Raw genomic sequence first — 15,016 nt, forward strand, 5'->3', positions numbered from 1 at the left:
AGCCTGCCATGCCCGATTCTGAGCTGGACGAGAAAGCGGCCCGGGTACTCAACCGCGCGGAACAGGCCAACCAGAAGCTGATCCGCAGGCGGGCCGCGCTGGAGTGGGCGGAAAAGCGGAGCGCGGCCATCGAGGGCACCGCGACCTCGGCGGACGGCCGGATCCGGGCGACCGTGGACAGCACCGGGCTGCTCACCGCGCTCGAACTGCCCGTGCCGTTGTCGACCCCGCCGAGCGCACTCGGCCCGGTCATCACCGCCACCGTCCGCAAGGCGGCGGCGCAGGCGCGGGATCAGGTACGCGCGACCTACACCGGGCTGCGTAACGAGGGAACGATCCCCGCCCTTCCCGGGCATCTGCTGCCCGCCCCCGCGGTGGCGGAGGCGCCGCAGCCCGCCCGGTGTGTGCGGCAGCGCCCGGTCGAGGCCGACCCAGGGGAGGGGCCGCCGGAAAGCTGGCTGGAACGCCGCCCCTGGTGATCGGGGTCAAGCGCCGACCGGCTCGCCGTGGCCCTGCCAAGGCCGGGCCAGAACGAGCAACGCCACCACGGAGAGCAGCACGAAACCGAGCACTACGACGGCCGTGGACAGCACGGTGGTGTTGCCGAAGGCGCCGGGCAGCGGTGCGGCGACCGCACTGAGCACGAACTGCGCGCCGCCCGCGATGCCCTGCAGCGGACGGGCGATATCGAACACGAGGATGTCCGGGGCGGCGGCGCACACCACGGAGAACACCGTGAACAGCGCGGAACCGGCGAGCAGCAGGCGCCGCCTGCCGAGGGCGTCGCTGACCGCGCCGAGCACGAGCTGACCGCGCCGAGCACGAGCTGACCGGCGGCGAGCCCGAGCAGGGCGGCGGTGAGGGAGAGCTGGACCGCCGTCTTCGAGGTCGCCAGCGAGGACACGATCTCCGGGAAGGCGGGCGCGTACATATCGGTGGCGAACGGGGAGATCGCGCAGAGCCCGCCGAGGACGAGGATCAGCCGTCCCGGGCCGGTCCGCGCGGACGCGGAAACAGTGCCAGAGCTAATTAGGTAAGGCTAGCCTATACAGTAATGCAGTAAAACTTGCATTAATGCGCTCAGTGGTGGCAGGCTTGCTCGTGCAGTTCCGATTACCTGAGGAGTGATTGACCGTGCAGCAGCTGCTTTTCCCGGACAACGCGAACTTCTGGTTCGAGACCCTGCGCTCGCTGGGCCACGTCGCCTACGGCGGGGCCGATATCGGCGAGGTGCTCTACACCGCGGGCCGGATCTCCGCCGGTGACTACGACGGCTGGTACGCCGAGTGGTCGGCGACCGCGGACCGGCTGTGGCAGGTGGCCGAGCAGGCGCGGCGCGAGGAGCGCACCGTCACCGCGCGGGACACCTATCTGCGGGCCTCGAACTACTACCGCACCGCGGAGTTCTTCCTGCACGGCAACAAGGAGGACCCGCGCATCCGGCAGTCCTACGACAGCGCGATCGCTGCCTTCCACCGCTTCGTGGAACTGGCCGACCCGGGGAGCATCGAGCGGGTGGAGATCCCGTACGAGGGCACCACGCTTCCCGGCTACTTCTACCCGAGTCCGCTGCCGGGGAAGCAGCCGCTCGTGGTGATGCACAACGGATTCGACGGCACCGCGGAGGAACTGCGGTTCATGGGCGCGCTCGCGGCGCAGGAGCGCGGTTACAACGTGCTGTGTTTCGACGGGCCGGGGCAGGCGGGTGTGCTGTACCCGCAGGGCCTGCTTTTCCGGCCGGACTGGGAGAAGGTCGTCGGCCCGGTGATCGACTACGGGATCGGCAGGCAGGAGGTCGATCCCGGCAAGATCAGCCTGTACGGGGTGAGCCTCGGCGGGGAACTGTGTGTCCGGGCGGCCGCCTTCGAGCCGCGGCTGGCCGCGGTCATCGCCAACGACGGGGTGTACGACCTCGGTGCCTTCGCGGCGAACTTCCTGGACGGTGACCGGGCCGAGATCGAACGGGCGCTGCGCGCGGAATCGGCCCCGGAGATCGATGCGGCACTGGAAGCCGCGATGCGCGCCAATCCCAGTGCCCGCTGGGCTTTGGAACACGGCCAGTTCGTGATGGGCGGGGACACCCCGCGGGAGTTCGCCTCCCGGGCACTGGACTACCACCTGCGGGACGGGATCGCGGAACGCGTCTCCTGCGCGGTGCTGGTGTGCGAGGCCGAGGAGGATCTGTTCTTCAAGGGGCAGCCCGAGCAGGTCTACAATGCACTGTCCACTTCGGACAAGACCTGGATGCGGTTCACCGAGGCCGAAGGCGCCGACGCGCACTGCCATCTCGGCGGGCAGCGCTACGCCTACGGCCGGATCCTCGACTGGCTCGAGGAGCGCACCCCGGTCAATCGCTGACCGGCTGGGCCGCCCGCAGTGCCCGGTCCACGAACACCTCGACGTGGGTTTCGGGCTCGTAGTTCCACATCGCGCGGAGATAGAGCGGCGCGAGGACCAGATCGAACACCATGTCCACCGTCGGCGGGTGCCCGCCGTTCGCGGCCTCCCGGTCCAGGGCGCGCTGGATCTGGGCGGCCCGGCTGCGCATGGAAGCCTCCGCCTGCTCGCGGAGTTCCGCGGAAACGGTGCCGGAGGCCGGGGACATCGCATTGGCCACCGCGTGGAAGAAGGCGAAGCCCTCCGGGCGGCGCAGTTGCTCGGCGACGGATCCGGCCCAGGCGAGCAGATCGGCGCGCAGATCCCCGGTGTCCGGGAACGGCCATTCCTCGACCAGTTGTGCGGTGGCCACATCGAGGAGCAGTGCCTCGATCGAACCCCAGCGGCGGTAGATCGTGACCTCGTGCACCCCGGAAAGCTCGGCGACCTCGCGCACGCTCGGTTCGGCTCCGCCCGCGGCGAGCAGTTCGCGCACGGCCGCGTGTACCGCGGCGCGGGTGCGTGCGGTGCGCCCGCCGGGACGTCGCTGCGGAGTGGAAGCCATGGCCTTACCGTATCTCCGTTCCGCGCTCGCTCGCTTCGAGCGCGGCCGCAACGAAGGAAGCGATGCGGGCTCGCTGCTCGCGCCGGGACCACGCGAGCACGAGGCGGCTGCCGGGCGCGTCGGTCACCGGGACACACACCACCCCCGGTGGCAGGGGTTCGACCAGCGAGCGGGGCAGCATCCCGATCACCCGGCGCGCCGTGACCATGTGCAGTAACTGGACCACATCGGCGACCTCAGGGCCGGTTCCCTCACCACCGGGCACCCCTTTCCAGCGCGGCCAGGTCTCCCCGGCCAGCTCGGCGCGGCGCACCGATTTCCGCCTGGCGAGCCGATGCCCGGACGGGAGGATGGCCACCCGGTCCTCGGTGCGCAGCGTCTCGCAGGCGAGGCCGTCGAGCTCGTCGAACGGCGCGTAGAGCAGGCCGACATCCGCCCGGCCGTCGTGCAGGAAATCGGCGCGATCGGCCGGGCCACTGAACAGGATGTCCACCTGGCGGGCATCGGGACGGCGGGCGTACGCGGCAAGGATCGGGGACAGCAGTCCGGCATCGCCGCCGGGCTTGAGCACGAACCGCAGTGGGGACTGGGCAGCACCTGCCTGGCGCGCGGCCCGCGCGGCGGCGCCGATCGCGTTCAGCGCGTGCCGCCCGTGCTCCTGCAGCGCCTCGCCCGCGGGGGTCAGTGCCACGTTCCGGCTGGAGCGGACGAACAGGGTGACGCCGAGCCGGTTCTCGATCCGCCGGATCGCCTTGGACAGTGCGGGCTGGGCGATCGAGAGGCGCACGGCGGCCCGGCCGAAGTGCAGCTCCTCGGCCACCGCGAGGAAATACCCGAGCTCGCGAGTCTCCAAGTCATCCATTCCTGTAGGTTATCGCAACAGAACCGATCGATCTTGGACACCACCGTCGTACCCGGGTTCAATCGGTGTCATGATCAACCATACGATGATTGTTTCGTTCAGCGAGCCCATTCCGGACGCCGAGCTCAATCAGTTCCTGAGCGGAATGAAAAAACTCATGCTCGATTCGGGGCACGTGCGCAGCGCGGCGGCCCACCGGCACATCCCCTTCCCCGGCGACGAACACGGTCCGGTGTTCCGCGCCAGCGCGATCGTGCGGTTCGAGTTCACCGACCTGGACGCGCTCAACGCCTCGTTCGCCATCCCGGATGTCGGCGCCTTCATCAAGCACTGGCAATCCCGGTACCCGTATCAGGTCGTCTGGGCGAACCACGAGGAGCAGGCATGACCGAGTTCGCGGGCAAGTCCGGTCTGGTGACCGGCGCGGGAAGCGGAATCGGCCGCGCCGCCGCGCTGGAGTTCGCCCGGCGCGGCGCCTCGGTCGGCGTGCTCGATCGCGATGCGCGCGCCGCGGCGGAAACCGTGGCACTGATCGTCGAACAGGGTGGCACCGCCGAGGCGATCACCGCCGACATCGCCGAGGAGGACTCCGTGCGCGCGGCCGTCGAACGGACCGCCGCGGCCTACGGCGGTCTCGACTTCGCCGTGAACAACGCCGGAACCTCCGCGCGCGGGCGGCTCGACGAGATGACCGTCGGCGAATTCGAGCGCGTGCTCCAGGTCAACCTGACCGGGACCTTCCTGTGTATGAAGCACGAGCTGCCGCTGCTCGGCACCGGCGGGGCGATCGTCAACCTCGCCTCCAACGGCGGCCTGTACGCGATTCCGAACGCTCCCGCCTATGTGGCCTCCAAGCACGGAATCGTCGGGCTCACCAAGGTCGCCGCGGTGGACTATGCCCCGCAAGGCATCCGGGTCAACGCCGTCTGCCCCGGCCCGACCCACACTCCCGGATTCGACGCGTGGGCCGCGGGCACCGACACGATCGCGATGCAGGAGGCGAGCACGCCGTTCGGCAGGCTGGGCACGTCCGAAGAGGTCGCTTCGGCGGCGGTGTGGCTCTGCTCGCCGCAGTCCTCCTATGTCACCGGGATCGCCCTCTCCGTCGACGGTGGGCGGCGGGCCTGATGCGGATCATCGCCGTCGAGGAACACATCAGCACCGAAGCCGTGCTGCGCAAGGCACACACGCTGGCGCTGCCGCCTGGCGAGGAGACCGAGGTCGAGCTGATGCGCACCGTCGAGCGCGCCGGGCCGCTGCGATCCCGGCTGCTCGATCTGGACGCGCGCCTGGCCGAGATGGACGCGCTCGGCCAGGATTTCGCAGTGCTGAGCCTGAATCCGCCCGGAGTGCAGCCGTATCAGCCCGCCGATGCGGTTGCCCTTGCCGGGGAGTTCAATGCGGAACTGGCCGCGATCGTGCGCGCGCATCCCGGCCGGTTCGCCGGGCTCGGCACCGTCGCCCCACAGGAACCGGAGGCGGCCGCGCGGGAGATCGCCCGGATCATGGGCCCGCTCGGGCTGAACGGAATCATGATCAACTCGCACACCCGGGGGCACTATCTGGACGAGCCGCGGTTCGCCCCGTTACTCGCCGCCGCCGAGGCCGAACGGGCGCCGATCTATCTGCATCCACGGGTACCGGGAATGGCGGCCGGGTACACCGACTACGGATTGTCCGGGGCGATCTGGGGCTATCAGGCCGAAGCCGGGCTGCACGCCATGCGGCTGATCTTGAGCGGAACCCTTGACCGGTACCCGGAACTGACCATCGTGCTCGGTCATCTCGGCGAGGGCATCCCGTTCTGGTTGCGGCGCATCGACAATCGGCACGCCTTCGCGCGCCGGGTGGCCGGTGCCGCGACCCCGATGCCCCGGCTCGAACTCACCCCGAGCGAGTACTTCCGGCGCAACTTCGTACTCACCACGAGCGGTATCGAGGATCCGGACGTGCTCGGGCTCGGCCTGCGCGCGGTCGGCGCGGACAACATCCTGTTCGCCATCGACACGCCCTACGAGGATCCGGAACGCGCCATCGCCTTCCTGCGCGAGGCCCCGCTCACCGCGGACCAGCGGGAGGACATCGCGCACCGCACCGCGGAACGGGTGTTCGCGCTGCGGTGACTCATCCGGCGTGCTCCAGCTCGAGCTTCGGTGCGGGTCTGCGGAATCCACGGGTCAGCACGGACAGCCAGGCGATCCCGATGGCCACCCAGATCCCGCCGATGACGAAGGTGATACCGGAAAGCGAGGTCCACAGCCAGCCGGTCAGCGCCACACCGATCGCCGGAACCAGGCCATACCGCAGCCAGGCGAGCGCATCCTTGTTGCGGCCGTCGAGCAGGTAGTGCTTGATCACACTCAGATTGACGAAGGAGAACGCGGCGAGCGCACCGAAGCTGATCACCGCGGAGGCCAGGTCGAGGGTGATCCCCAGTGCCACACAGGAGACCAGCCCGACGAGCAGGATCGCGACCGCCGGGGTCTTGAAGCGGGCACTGAGCCTGCCGAACAACCGCGGCGGCAGTACCCCGTCGCGGCCCATGGCGTACAGGATCCGCGAAACGCTTGCCTGCGAGGCCATCGCCGAGGCGAACGCGCCCGCGACATAGGCGGCGGTGAAGAACGAGGTCAGCAGGCCGCCACCGATATGGCGCAGCACATCGAGCGAAGCGGAGTCCACATTGGAGAACCGTTGCCAGTGCGGGAAAGCGAGGCTGCCCGCATAGGAGATCAGGATGAACAGGGCGCCGCCGATCAGCGTGGTCGCCATGATCGCGCGCGGAATCAGGCGACGCGGCTCGCGGGTTTCCTCGGCCAGGGTGGAAATCGCGTCGAAACCGAGGAACGAAAGGCACAGAATCGCGGCCCCGCCGAGGATCCGGCTCAGCGAGGTGTCCCCGCCGAAGAACGGTTCCGTCAGCGAGGGAGTGCCGTCCCCGGCGATCACCCGGAACGCCTGAACCAGGAACACCACGACGAAAACCGCCTGCGCACCGATCAGCACCAGATTCATCCGGGTCACCATCCGGATGCCGATCACGTTCAGCCCGGTCACCAGCACGATGGCCGCGAGCAGGAAAACCCAGCCCGGAACGGCGGGAAACTGCGCGTTCAGATAAATGCCGACGACCAGATAATTGATCATCGGGAGGAACACGTAATCCAGCAACAGCGCCCAGCCGACCAGGAAACCCGCATGCCTGCCGAACGACTGCTGTGTGTAGGTGTACGCCGAGCCCGCGAACGGATGGACTCGTGCCATGCGGCCATAACTGCTCGCCGTGAACAGCATCGCCACCAGTGTCACCACATAGGCGCCCGGCAGATGCCCGTCCGTGCTCTCGGTGACGACTCCGTAGGTGGTGAACACCGTCAGCGGCACCATGTAGGCGAGGCCGAAAACCACCAGCGCCGGCATACCGAGCACGCGCCGCATTCCCGTGGCGGTTCCGCTGGTCTGTTCGGCCACGCCTACCTCCCGGCTCTGGGACAGCGGGCCACATTCTGGCACTGACTGAAAATTCGGTCAATGCTCTGATCGGGAGCAAGTATCCGGCCGGAGTGGCGGTGGCCTATCGCGGGTGTTCCGCCGTGCTGCCGCCGAGCGGCATCTCGGGCAGGCCCAGCTTGCGGTGGTCCCAGGAACGCATGCGCTCGGCGTCCACGCGCACGGCGACCCGCTTGTGCAACATGGTCTCCACCAGCGGCTTGACTTCCTCGCTGTACGGGCCGTGGTAGCGCTCCCAGATGTCCACCCCGACCGCCCAGAGCGCGTCGGCGTCCTCGATGACCTCGGCATGGCCCTCGATGGAGACCCCGCGCAGCTTGTCGTAGGTGAGCCCGTCCTCGACGAGCACGGTGACCCGCGGATCGCGCCGGAGGTTGACGGCTTTCTGTGCCTTCGCCTTGGTTTCGAACCAGAGGACGCCGTCGAGGAGGGCGAACCACATCGCGACGGCGTGCGGGTGCCCGCTCGGGCCGAGCGTGATCAGGGTGGCGGTCCGCTTGCTCGCCAGGAATGCCGCGATCTCCTCCTGGCTCATCTCGATCTGCGAACGCTGATTAGTTCCCATTTCTTGTCCTCCTCGGTTGGCGTTGTCCCGGCGGCCCCGCGAAGATTCCGGTGACGACCTCGGTGAGCTGTTCTACGACGTCCTCGGTGCTCCAGCCGTGTTCGCCGAGCAGCCGCCGGGTGTGCCCGATATCGCCGAGCACGTTCAGGGTCAGGCGCATCGCCTGGATGAGCCGGAAATGCAGGGTGCGTGTCTCGATGCCGGGATTTCCGCGCCCCAGCAGTTCGAGGAAGGCCGCATTGCGTTCGAGAAAGGATTCCGCGACCGGGGCCAATTCCCCGTCCCCCGCGGCGAGCAGTCTGCCGACAAGGCGAATCCAGAATTCCCCTCCGGAGCCGAGCACCGTCACCAGGGGCCGCACATAGGCCTCGGCGAGAACCTCCACGGTGACCTCGGCGCCGGACAGTTCACGCAGCAGGGCTTCGCGTTCCCTGGCGACCTGGTCGATCCGGGCGCGCAGCACCGCGTCGAGCAGTGCCTGTTTCGATCCGAAGTGGTAGTGCACCGCGGCCACATTGGTGCCCGCCGCCTGCATGATCGCGCGCAGTGAGACCGCGCCGACACCGTGCTCGGCGAACAGGCGCTCGGCGGCCCCGATCAGCCGCCCCTCGGTGCTGTCCACGGTGACCACCACCGGAGGCTATCAACCGATTGAATCAGATGATAGAAATACTCAATCTTGATTGATTCCAATGAGTGCGGCATACTCCGGAGCGTGTCGACGACTGTGGACCACGAACACGCACTGCGCGGGGCCGCGCTACGGGTGACGCGCCCTCGGCTCGCGGTGTTGTCCGCGGTGCACACGCATCCGCACGCCGACACGGAGTCGATCATCAACCTCGTGCGCGCGGAGCTCGGCGGGGTTTCCCATCAGGCGGTCTACGACGTGCTGCGCGCCCTGACCGCCGCGGGACTCGTGCGGCGCATCGATCCACCGGGTTCGGTGGCCCGATACGAAGCACGGGTCGGCGACAACCATCATCACGTGGTGTGCCGCTCGTGTGGTGCAATCGCCGATGTCGACTGCGCGATCGGTGCGGCACCCTGTTTGACCGCTTCCGAGGACCACGGTTTCGTGATCGACGAGGCCGAGGTCGTCTACCGGGGCCTGTGCCCCGAATGCAGTTCCGCTACCACCCGTTCCTGACCACTCTGTACGTCCTGATCGTGGAGGATTCCCGTGTCTGACAGTCCCGAAACCGGCTGCCCGTTTTCGCCGTATCCCGTCGAGGGCGCCGACAACCGGCGGTGGTGGCCGGAGAAGCTCAACCTCAAGATCCTCGCCAAGAACCACCCCGCGAGTAACCCGCTCGGCGAGCAGTTCGACTACGCCAAGGCATTCAACTCCCTCGACCTCGCCGAGGTGAAGCGGGACATCGAGCAGGTGCAGACCACCTCGCAGCCCTGGTGGCCCGCCGACTTCGGGCACTACGGCCCGCTGATGATCCGGATGGCCTGGCACAGCGCGGGCACCTACCGGGTCGGCGACGGCCGCGGCGGCGCGGGCGGCGGGCAGCAGCGGTTCGCCCCGCTGAACAGCTGGCCGGACAACGTCAGCCTGGACAAGGCGCGGCGGCTGCTGTGGCCGGTCAAGCAGAAGTACGGCAACAAGCTCTCCTGGGCCGACCTGATCGTGCTCGCGGGCAACGTCGCGCTGGAGTCGATGGGCTTCAAGACGTTCGGCTTCGCGGGTGGCCGGGTGGACACCTGGGAGCCCGACGACGATGTCTACTGGGGTGCCGAGACCACCTGGCTGGGCAGCGACAAGCGCATCCTGAACGAGCAGCGCGACCTGGAGAAGCCGCTCGGCGCCACGCACATGGGCCTGATCTACGTGAACCCGGAGGGCCCCGAGGGGCAGCCGGACCCGGTCGCCGCCGCGCGCGACATCCGGGAGACCTTCGGCCGGATGGCGATGAACGACGAGGAGACCGCGGCGCTGATCGCGGGTGGGCACACCTTCGGCAAGACGCACGGTGCCGCGCCGGACTCGCACAACGGCCCGAACCCGGAGGGCGCCCCGCTCGAGCAGCAGGGTCTCGGCTGGAAGAACGACTTCGGCACCGGTGTCGGCGCCGATGCGATCACCAGCGGCATCGAGGTCACCTGGACCAGCACGCCGACCAAGTGGACCACGAACTTCCTGTGGAACCTGCTCAGCTTCGAGTGGGAGGTCTACCAGGGTCCGGGCGGTGCCTGGCAGTGGCGGCCGAAGGGTGGCGCGGGTGAGGGCACCGTGCCGCACGCGCACGATTCCTCGAAGCGGATCGCGCCGAACATGCTGACCACGGACATCGCGCTCAAGGTCGACCCGATCTACGGGCCGATCGTGCAGCGGTTCATGGAGAACCCGGACTACTTCGCGGATGCCTTCGCCCGGGCCTGGTTCAAGCTGATCCACCGCGACATGGGCCCGGTGGACCGTTACCTCGGGCCCGAGGTGCCGAGCGAGGAACTGATCTGGCAGGACCCGATCCCGAAGCCGGACCACGAGCTGGTCGGCCCGGCCGAGATCGCCGAGCTGAAGAGCAAGATCGCCGAGACCGGGCTCGACGTCGCGCAGCTGGTGTCCACCGCGTGGGCCGCGGCCTCCTCGTTCCGCGGCAGCGACAAGCGCGGCGGGGCCAACGGCGGCCGGATCCGGCTCGAGCCGCAGAAGGACTGGGAGGTCAACGAGCCCGCGAAGCTCGCCCCCGTGCTGCGCTCCCTGGAAGAGGTGCAGGAGTCCTTCAACGCCGGGCGCACCGACGGGAAAAAGGTCTCCTTCGCCGATGTGGTCGTGCTCGCCGGTGGTGTCGGCGTCGAGCAGGCAGCCAAGGCCGCCGGGGTCACCGTCGAGGTGCCGTTCACCCCGGGACGTGGGGACTCCTCCGCGGAGCAGACCGATGTGGAATCGTTCTCCCACCTCGAGCCGCAGGCCGACGGGTTCCGCAACTACGCGGGCAAGGGCGGCACCCTGCCCGCCGAGTACCAGCTCGTCGACCGGGCCAACCTGCTCACGCTCAGCGTGCCCGAGATGACCGTGCTGATCGGCGGTCTGCGGGTGCTCGGTGCCAACTTCCAGGGCTCCTCCCTCGGTGTGCTCACCGACCGGCCGGGGACGTTGACCAACGACTTCTTCGTCAACCTGCTGGACATGGGCACCAGCTGGGAGCCCGACGACGAGTCCTCCGAGACGTTCACCGGCCGCGACGCCGCGAGCGGTGAGGTCCGCTGGACCGGAAGCCGGGTCGACCTGGTGTTCGGTTCGAACTCCGAACTGCGCGCGGTCGCCGAGGTGTACGCGTGCGCCGACTCCGGCGAGAAATTCGTCGGGGACTTCGTCGCCGCCTGGCACAAGGTCATGAACCTCGACCGGTACGACCTCGCCTGATTCTTCCAGCGCGGAAACCGGCCCGGCAGCACTGCTGCCGGGCCGGTTTCTCGTATCCCCACATTCGGTGACTGGTGTGCCGCCGCGCAGGTGCGTAACGTTGAAGATCTCGCGCCAGCATCACGCATTCCGGGGTTGCCATGAGCCGATTCGGTCTTCGATTCCGCGAAACCCGCCAGGTTCCCGTGCCTTCGCTGCTCGGGCTCACCGGCAGCGAGGCCAGATCCCGCGCGAGCAAGGAAGGCCTGCGGCTGATCGAATTCGGCGAGGGCGCCCGGGTGGTCAGCCAGGACCCGATGGCCGAGATCTGGGCACCGCCCGGCGCCGCGGTCACGGTGTGGCTGGACGGGCTGGATGTGGATGCCCCGCCCATTCCCGAACCACGGTCGCGCTGAGCGGGGTTCAGCGGCGGCGCCTGCTGGTGCCGAACACGCTGCGGGTGATCTCCCGGCCGAGGCTGCTCGCGGTCGAGCGCAGGAAGGACCGCACCGCGGGGTTCGCCATGGCCTGGGCGACGAGTCCCGGTTCTTCCTTCTCGGCTTTCCCGTCCGGTTTTTCGCCGTCCCCGGAAGGCTTTTCCGGTCCGGCGGAGGAATCCGGTGCCGCGGGCGTTTCCTCGTCCTGCAGTTTCTCGTAGGCGGATTCGCTGTCGACGGTCTCGGCGTATTTCGCGGACAGTGGGCTGGCGTTGGCGGCCTCGGTGACGGCGGCGGCCCCGATGCTGCCCATCAGGGAGCGTGGGGCGCGCAGTTTGGTCCAGGCTACCGGGGTGGGCGCACCGGTTTCGGAGAGCACGGTGACGATGGCTTCTCCGGTGCCGAGTGAGGTCAGCGCCCGTTCGATGTCGTAGACCTCGGAGACGGGGTAGGTTTTCGCGGTCTGGCGCAAGGCTTTCTGGTCGTCCGGGGTGAACGCGCGGATGACGTGCTGGACGCGGGCGCCGAGCTGAGAGAGCACGGTGTTGGGGATGTCGGTGGGCAGCTGGGTGCAGAACAGGACCCCCACTCCCTTGGAGCGGATGAGTTTCACGGTCTGCTCGACCTGTTCGAGGAAGGCCTTGGAGGCGTCGGCGAAGATCAGGTGTGCCTCGTCGAGGATGAACACCAGCTCGGGTTTCTCGGCGTCGCCGACCTCGGGCAGTTCGTGGAACAGTTCGGCGAGCAGCCACATCAGGAAGGTGGAGAACAGCGCGGGTTTCCCGGCGAGCTCGTCGAGTTCGAGCAGCGAGATGACCCCTTGTTCGCCCTCGCGCCGGATGAGGTCGGCGATCTCGATCTCCGGTTCCCCGAAGAAGGTGTCCGCTCCCTGAGCCTCCAGGTTGACCAGGGCGCGCAGGATGACGCCCGCGGTCGAGGTGGACACCCCGCCGATGCCCTTGAGGTCGGCCTTGCCCTCATCGGAGAGCAGGTGCTGGATCACCGCGCGCAGGTCCTTGGTGTCCAGTAGTTCGAGTCCTTTCGAGTCGGCCCAGTGGAAGATCAGGCCGAGGGTGGACTCCTGGGTGTCGTTGAGCCCGAGCACCTTGGACAGCAGCACCGGGCCGAAGCTGGTGATGGTGGCGCGCACCGGAACGGCCTTGCCGCCCGCGCCGAGCGAGAGGAACTGCACCGGGAACCCGGCCGCGGACCAGTCATCGCCGACCTGGCGGGCCCGCTCCTCGATCTTCTCGCCCGGTTCCCCGGGTTTCGCGAGCCCGGAAAGGTCACCCTTGACGTCCGCCATCACCACCGGAACCCCGGCCCCGGAGAGCTGTTCGGCGAGCAGCTGCAGCGTCTTCGTCTTGCCGCTTCCGGTGGCTCCGGCGACGAGCCCGTGCCGGTTCAGCATCGCGAGCGGAACCCGGACCTGTTGCCCGGTCGCGACCTCCCCGTCGATCTGCACGGCCCCGAGTTCGAGGGCGGCACCCTCGAAACGGTACCCGTCCGCGATGGCCTTGGCGGCGTCCTCGCTCATCATGCACTCCTCGTGTGGCTGCACCGGACAGACCGTGACAACCTACATTGAGGCGCTGAACAGGGCAAACGCGGCGAAGGGATCAGCTGAGGATCAGCGGCAACCGGGTGCCGAACGCACCGAGCCCGTCCCGCTCCGCCGCGCTGGGTTCCCGCCTTCCGGTGCCGATGAGCAGCGCGTCCGTGTCCGAGAACGCGGCGGGGAACGCGGCCCCGGCGAGCTGCTCCAGCATGGCCCGGGACCGGGCGAGACCGTCCGCGGGCGGTGCCGTGCCCTCCGGCAGGTGCGCGATCAGGTCGAGGTGGTGCAGCGTCGACTCGAGCACGTAGGCGGTGAGGTAGTCGCCCGCGGTGAGCACCTGGCCCTTGGTGGCGACCCGCAGGTCCGGATCGGCGAGTCCGGCCGCGCGGCCCGCGGCGGAACCGACATCGTCGAGGTGGAACTTCAGCAGCCCGGGCTGTTCGTAGGCCGCGGCGAGCCGGACGATCAGCGCGTCGAGCGGATCCTGCCCGCTCGGCGGGGTCTCGGCGAGCTCCCAGTAGCTCAGCGCGTCCCTCGTCGGTTCCGTCTCGGCGGGCGTGGCCAGGGTGATCAGCACATCCTGGGCGTCGATGACCAGGTGACACACCAGATCGCGGACGAGCCAGCCGGTGCAGCCCGAGGGCCGGGTGAAGTCCGCGTCGCGGAGTTCGGCGACCGCGGCGCACAGCGCCGACCAGGAGCGGGCGAAGGGTTCCACGGCGGCAAACTAGCAGCGGGCGAGTGCGGCGGCGAGAGAGTTTCTAGAGCTCCAGCGCGACGGTGCCCGCGCGGCGTCCGAACTCGTCGAGCAGCTGGCCCATCCGCTTCCGGTGGCCGCAGCGCGATCGAACGGTCCAGGATCCGCAGCCCGGGAACCCGGCCGGTCAGCTCGGATTCGAACCGCTGCAGTTCGGCCGGGGTGCGCAGCCACAGCGCGCACAGCATGGTGGCCTGCCCTCCGGTGATGCCGGCGACCAGCCTGCTGTGCCGCATCCCGGCGACCAGTCGCGCGGTCTCCCCGGCCCGGTCCGGGGGCGCGCTGACCCAGACGACCGCGGAGACCGGCCAGCCGGACCATTCCTTGGACAGCTCGCAGCGCAGGGTCAGCTTTCCCTGGCCGAGCAGGGTTTCCATGGTGCGGCGCACGGTGTTCACACTGGTGCCGAGCACCCCGGCCAGTTCGGTGTAGCTGCGCCGCCCGTCCTTGCTCAGCTCGCGGATCAGCACCCGTTCCGCCTCGGTGTACGGGCGGCTTTCCACCGGGGTCACCGCGCGCGGTTCGAGCAGGGCCTGTTGCTGAGCGGTGGTGAGCGAGGACAACCGCCAGCGGCTGCCGTCCTGGTGCAGCGTGGACACCACCTGGCTCTGGGTGCGCGCGAGCTCGAGCGGCCCCAGCTCCTCGAGGAACCGGGAGAGCCCGTCGGTGCTCCCGGTCAGCACGGTGAGCAGCAGATCCCGGCTGCCGCTCGTGTACTCCACGGTCAGGACGCGCGGATCCCCGGCGAGCACATCCGCGACCTCGCCGATCCGGCCGGGTGTGCAGCGCACTTCGACGAAGCTGAAACAGAGCCGTTCGAGATCGCGCTTGCCCGGATAGGCGGTCACCCAGGCCTGACCGGAGTCGCGCAGCCGGGCCCACCGGCGGCCGACGGTACCGGGATCGAGCCCGATGGTCCGCGCGATCCGGTTCCAGGTGGCGCGCGGATTCACCTGGAGTGCGTGCAGGATCGCCAGGTCCGCCTCGTCATAGGCGGAAACTTCTGGCAAACCGGGCTCGCTCATGGAAAT

The 15,016-nt window shown here is 68.9% G+C and carries 18 protein-coding genes; 9 read left to right on the top strand and 9 right to left on the bottom strand.

The features are described from left to right. Positions 1–8: 8 nt before the first annotated feature. Positions 9–479 (top strand): YbaB/EbfC family nucleoid-associated protein, encoded by a 471-nt coding sequence (locus AD72_RS04060; protein WP_051897874.1) that lies wholly within the window; start codon positions 9–11, stop codon positions 477–479. 6 nt (positions 480–485) lie between these two features. Here AD72_RS04060 and AD72_RS04065 read toward each other — a convergent pair whose 3' ends face one another. Next, the gene (locus AD72_RS04065) at positions 486–803 is read right to left on the bottom strand and encodes an MFS transporter (RefSeq protein ID WP_031465018.1); all 318 of its coding nucleotides are present in this window, start codon (positions 801–803) and stop codon (positions 486–488) included. A 54-nt stretch (positions 804–857) separates the two neighbouring features. On the opposite strand from AD72_RS04065, the gene AD72_RS37090 reads away from it, so the two are divergent. Next, entirely contained in the window at positions 858–1,037 is a 180-nt protein-coding gene (locus AD72_RS37090; protein ID WP_031465019.1) for a hypothetical protein, read from the top strand. 97 nt (positions 1,038–1,134) lie between these two features. Then, complete coding sequence (locus AD72_RS04075; protein WP_031465020.1) at positions 1,135–2,358, top strand: alpha/beta hydrolase family protein; 1,224 nt, start codon at positions 1,135–1,137, stop codon at positions 2,356–2,358. Here AD72_RS04075 and AD72_RS04080 read toward each other — a convergent pair. Both AD72_RS04080 and AD72_RS04085 read right to left on the bottom strand, forming a co-directional pair. Beyond that, positions 2,348–2,941, bottom strand: coding sequence for a TetR/AcrR family transcriptional regulator (locus AD72_RS04080; RefSeq protein ID WP_031465021.1), 594 nt, complete (start codon positions 2,939–2,941; stop codon positions 2,348–2,350). The genes AD72_RS04075 and AD72_RS04080 overlap by 11 nt on opposite strands. A 4-nt stretch (positions 2,942–2,945) precedes the next feature. After that, on the bottom strand, positions 2,946–3,803 hold the full coding sequence (locus tag AD72_RS04085; protein ID WP_031465022.1) for a LysR family transcriptional regulator: 858 nt from the start codon (positions 3,801–3,803) through the stop codon (positions 2,946–2,948). 70 nt (positions 3,804–3,873) lie between these two features. Between AD72_RS04085 and AD72_RS04090 the strand changes: the two genes are divergently transcribed. The 3 genes from AD72_RS04090 to AD72_RS04100 are packed head-to-tail and all read left to right on the top strand — an operon-like array spanning position 3,874 to position 5,926. Further along, complete coding sequence (locus AD72_RS04090) at positions 3,874–4,191, top strand: hypothetical protein (protein ID WP_031465023.1); 318 nt, start codon at positions 3,874–3,876, stop codon at positions 4,189–4,191. Beyond that, positions 4,188–4,931 carry an SDR family NAD(P)-dependent oxidoreductase gene (locus AD72_RS04095; protein WP_031465024.1) on the top strand — a complete coding sequence of 248 codons (744 nt, stop codon included), beginning with the start codon at positions 4,188–4,190 and terminating at the stop codon, positions 4,929–4,931. The genes AD72_RS04090 and AD72_RS04095 overlap by 4 nt, the downstream gene beginning before the upstream one ends. After that, positions 4,931–5,926, top strand: coding sequence for an amidohydrolase family protein (locus AD72_RS04100; protein WP_031465025.1), 996 nt, complete (start codon positions 4,931–4,933; stop codon positions 5,924–5,926). The genes AD72_RS04095 and AD72_RS04100 overlap by 1 nt, the downstream gene beginning before the upstream one ends. A gap of 1 nt (position 5,927) precedes the next feature. Here AD72_RS04100 and AD72_RS04105 read toward each other — a convergent pair whose 3' ends face one another. The 3 genes from AD72_RS04105 to AD72_RS04115 form a co-directional block, all read right to left on the bottom strand. Beyond that, the gene (locus AD72_RS04105; RefSeq protein ID WP_031465026.1) at positions 5,928–7,274 is read right to left on the bottom strand and encodes an APC family permease; all 1,347 of its coding nucleotides are present in this window, start codon (positions 7,272–7,274) and stop codon (positions 5,928–5,930) included. 103 nt (positions 7,275–7,377) lie between these two features. Further along, positions 7,378–7,878, bottom strand: coding sequence for a pyridoxamine 5'-phosphate oxidase family protein (locus AD72_RS04110; RefSeq protein WP_031465027.1), 501 nt, complete (start codon positions 7,876–7,878; stop codon positions 7,378–7,380). Next, positions 7,868–8,509 (bottom strand): TetR/AcrR family transcriptional regulator, encoded by a 642-nt coding sequence (locus AD72_RS04115; RefSeq protein ID WP_343123695.1) that lies wholly within the window; start codon positions 8,507–8,509, stop codon positions 7,868–7,870. Before AD72_RS04115 ends, AD72_RS04110 begins: the two co-directional genes overlap by 11 nt. Before the next feature lie 84 nt (positions 8,510–8,593). Between AD72_RS04115 and AD72_RS04120 the strand changes: the two genes are divergently transcribed. The 3 genes from AD72_RS04120 to AD72_RS04130 all read left to right on the top strand — a co-directional run bounded on the left by AD72_RS04120 (position 8,594) and on the right by AD72_RS04130 (position 11,649). Beyond that, on the top strand, positions 8,594–9,028 hold the full coding sequence (locus tag AD72_RS04120; protein WP_031465029.1) for a Fur family transcriptional regulator: 435 nt from the start codon (positions 8,594–8,596) through the stop codon (positions 9,026–9,028). A 33-nt stretch (positions 9,029–9,061) separates the two neighbouring features. Further along, positions 9,062–11,254 (top strand): catalase/peroxidase HPI, encoded by a 2,193-nt coding sequence (gene katG, locus AD72_RS04125; RefSeq protein WP_031465030.1) that lies wholly within the window; start codon positions 9,062–9,064, stop codon positions 11,252–11,254. Positions 11,255–11,394: 140 nt separating this feature from the next. Then, the gene (locus AD72_RS04130) at positions 11,395–11,649 is read left to right on the top strand and encodes a PASTA domain-containing protein (RefSeq protein ID WP_156365040.1); all 255 of its coding nucleotides are present in this window, start codon (positions 11,395–11,397) and stop codon (positions 11,647–11,649) included. 7 nt (positions 11,650–11,656) lie between these two features. On the opposite strand, the gene AD72_RS04135 is transcribed toward AD72_RS04130, so the two are convergent. From AD72_RS04135 to AD72_RS35230, 3 genes are all read right to left on the bottom strand, one after another. Continuing rightward, positions 11,657–13,210 (bottom strand): helicase HerA-like domain-containing protein, encoded by a 1,554-nt coding sequence (locus AD72_RS04135; RefSeq protein ID WP_031465032.1) that lies wholly within the window; start codon positions 13,208–13,210, stop codon positions 11,657–11,659. A gap of 79 nt (positions 13,211–13,289) precedes the next feature. Further along, positions 13,290–13,916 (bottom strand): maleylpyruvate isomerase N-terminal domain-containing protein, encoded by a 627-nt coding sequence (locus AD72_RS37475; RefSeq protein WP_231644730.1) that lies wholly within the window; start codon positions 13,914–13,916, stop codon positions 13,290–13,292. Then, entirely contained in the window at positions 13,799–15,010 is a 1,212-nt protein-coding gene (locus AD72_RS35230; protein WP_082468753.1) for an Lrp/AsnC family transcriptional regulator, read from the bottom strand. The genes AD72_RS37475 and AD72_RS35230 overlap by 118 nt, the downstream gene beginning before the upstream one ends. Between the last annotated feature and the right edge of the window lie 6 nt (positions 15,011–15,016).

This window comes from Sciscionella sediminilitoris (assembly GCF_000737195.2).
Classification (GTDB): Bacteria; Actinomycetota; Actinomycetes; order Mycobacteriales; family Pseudonocardiaceae; genus Sciscionella; species Sciscionella sediminilitoris.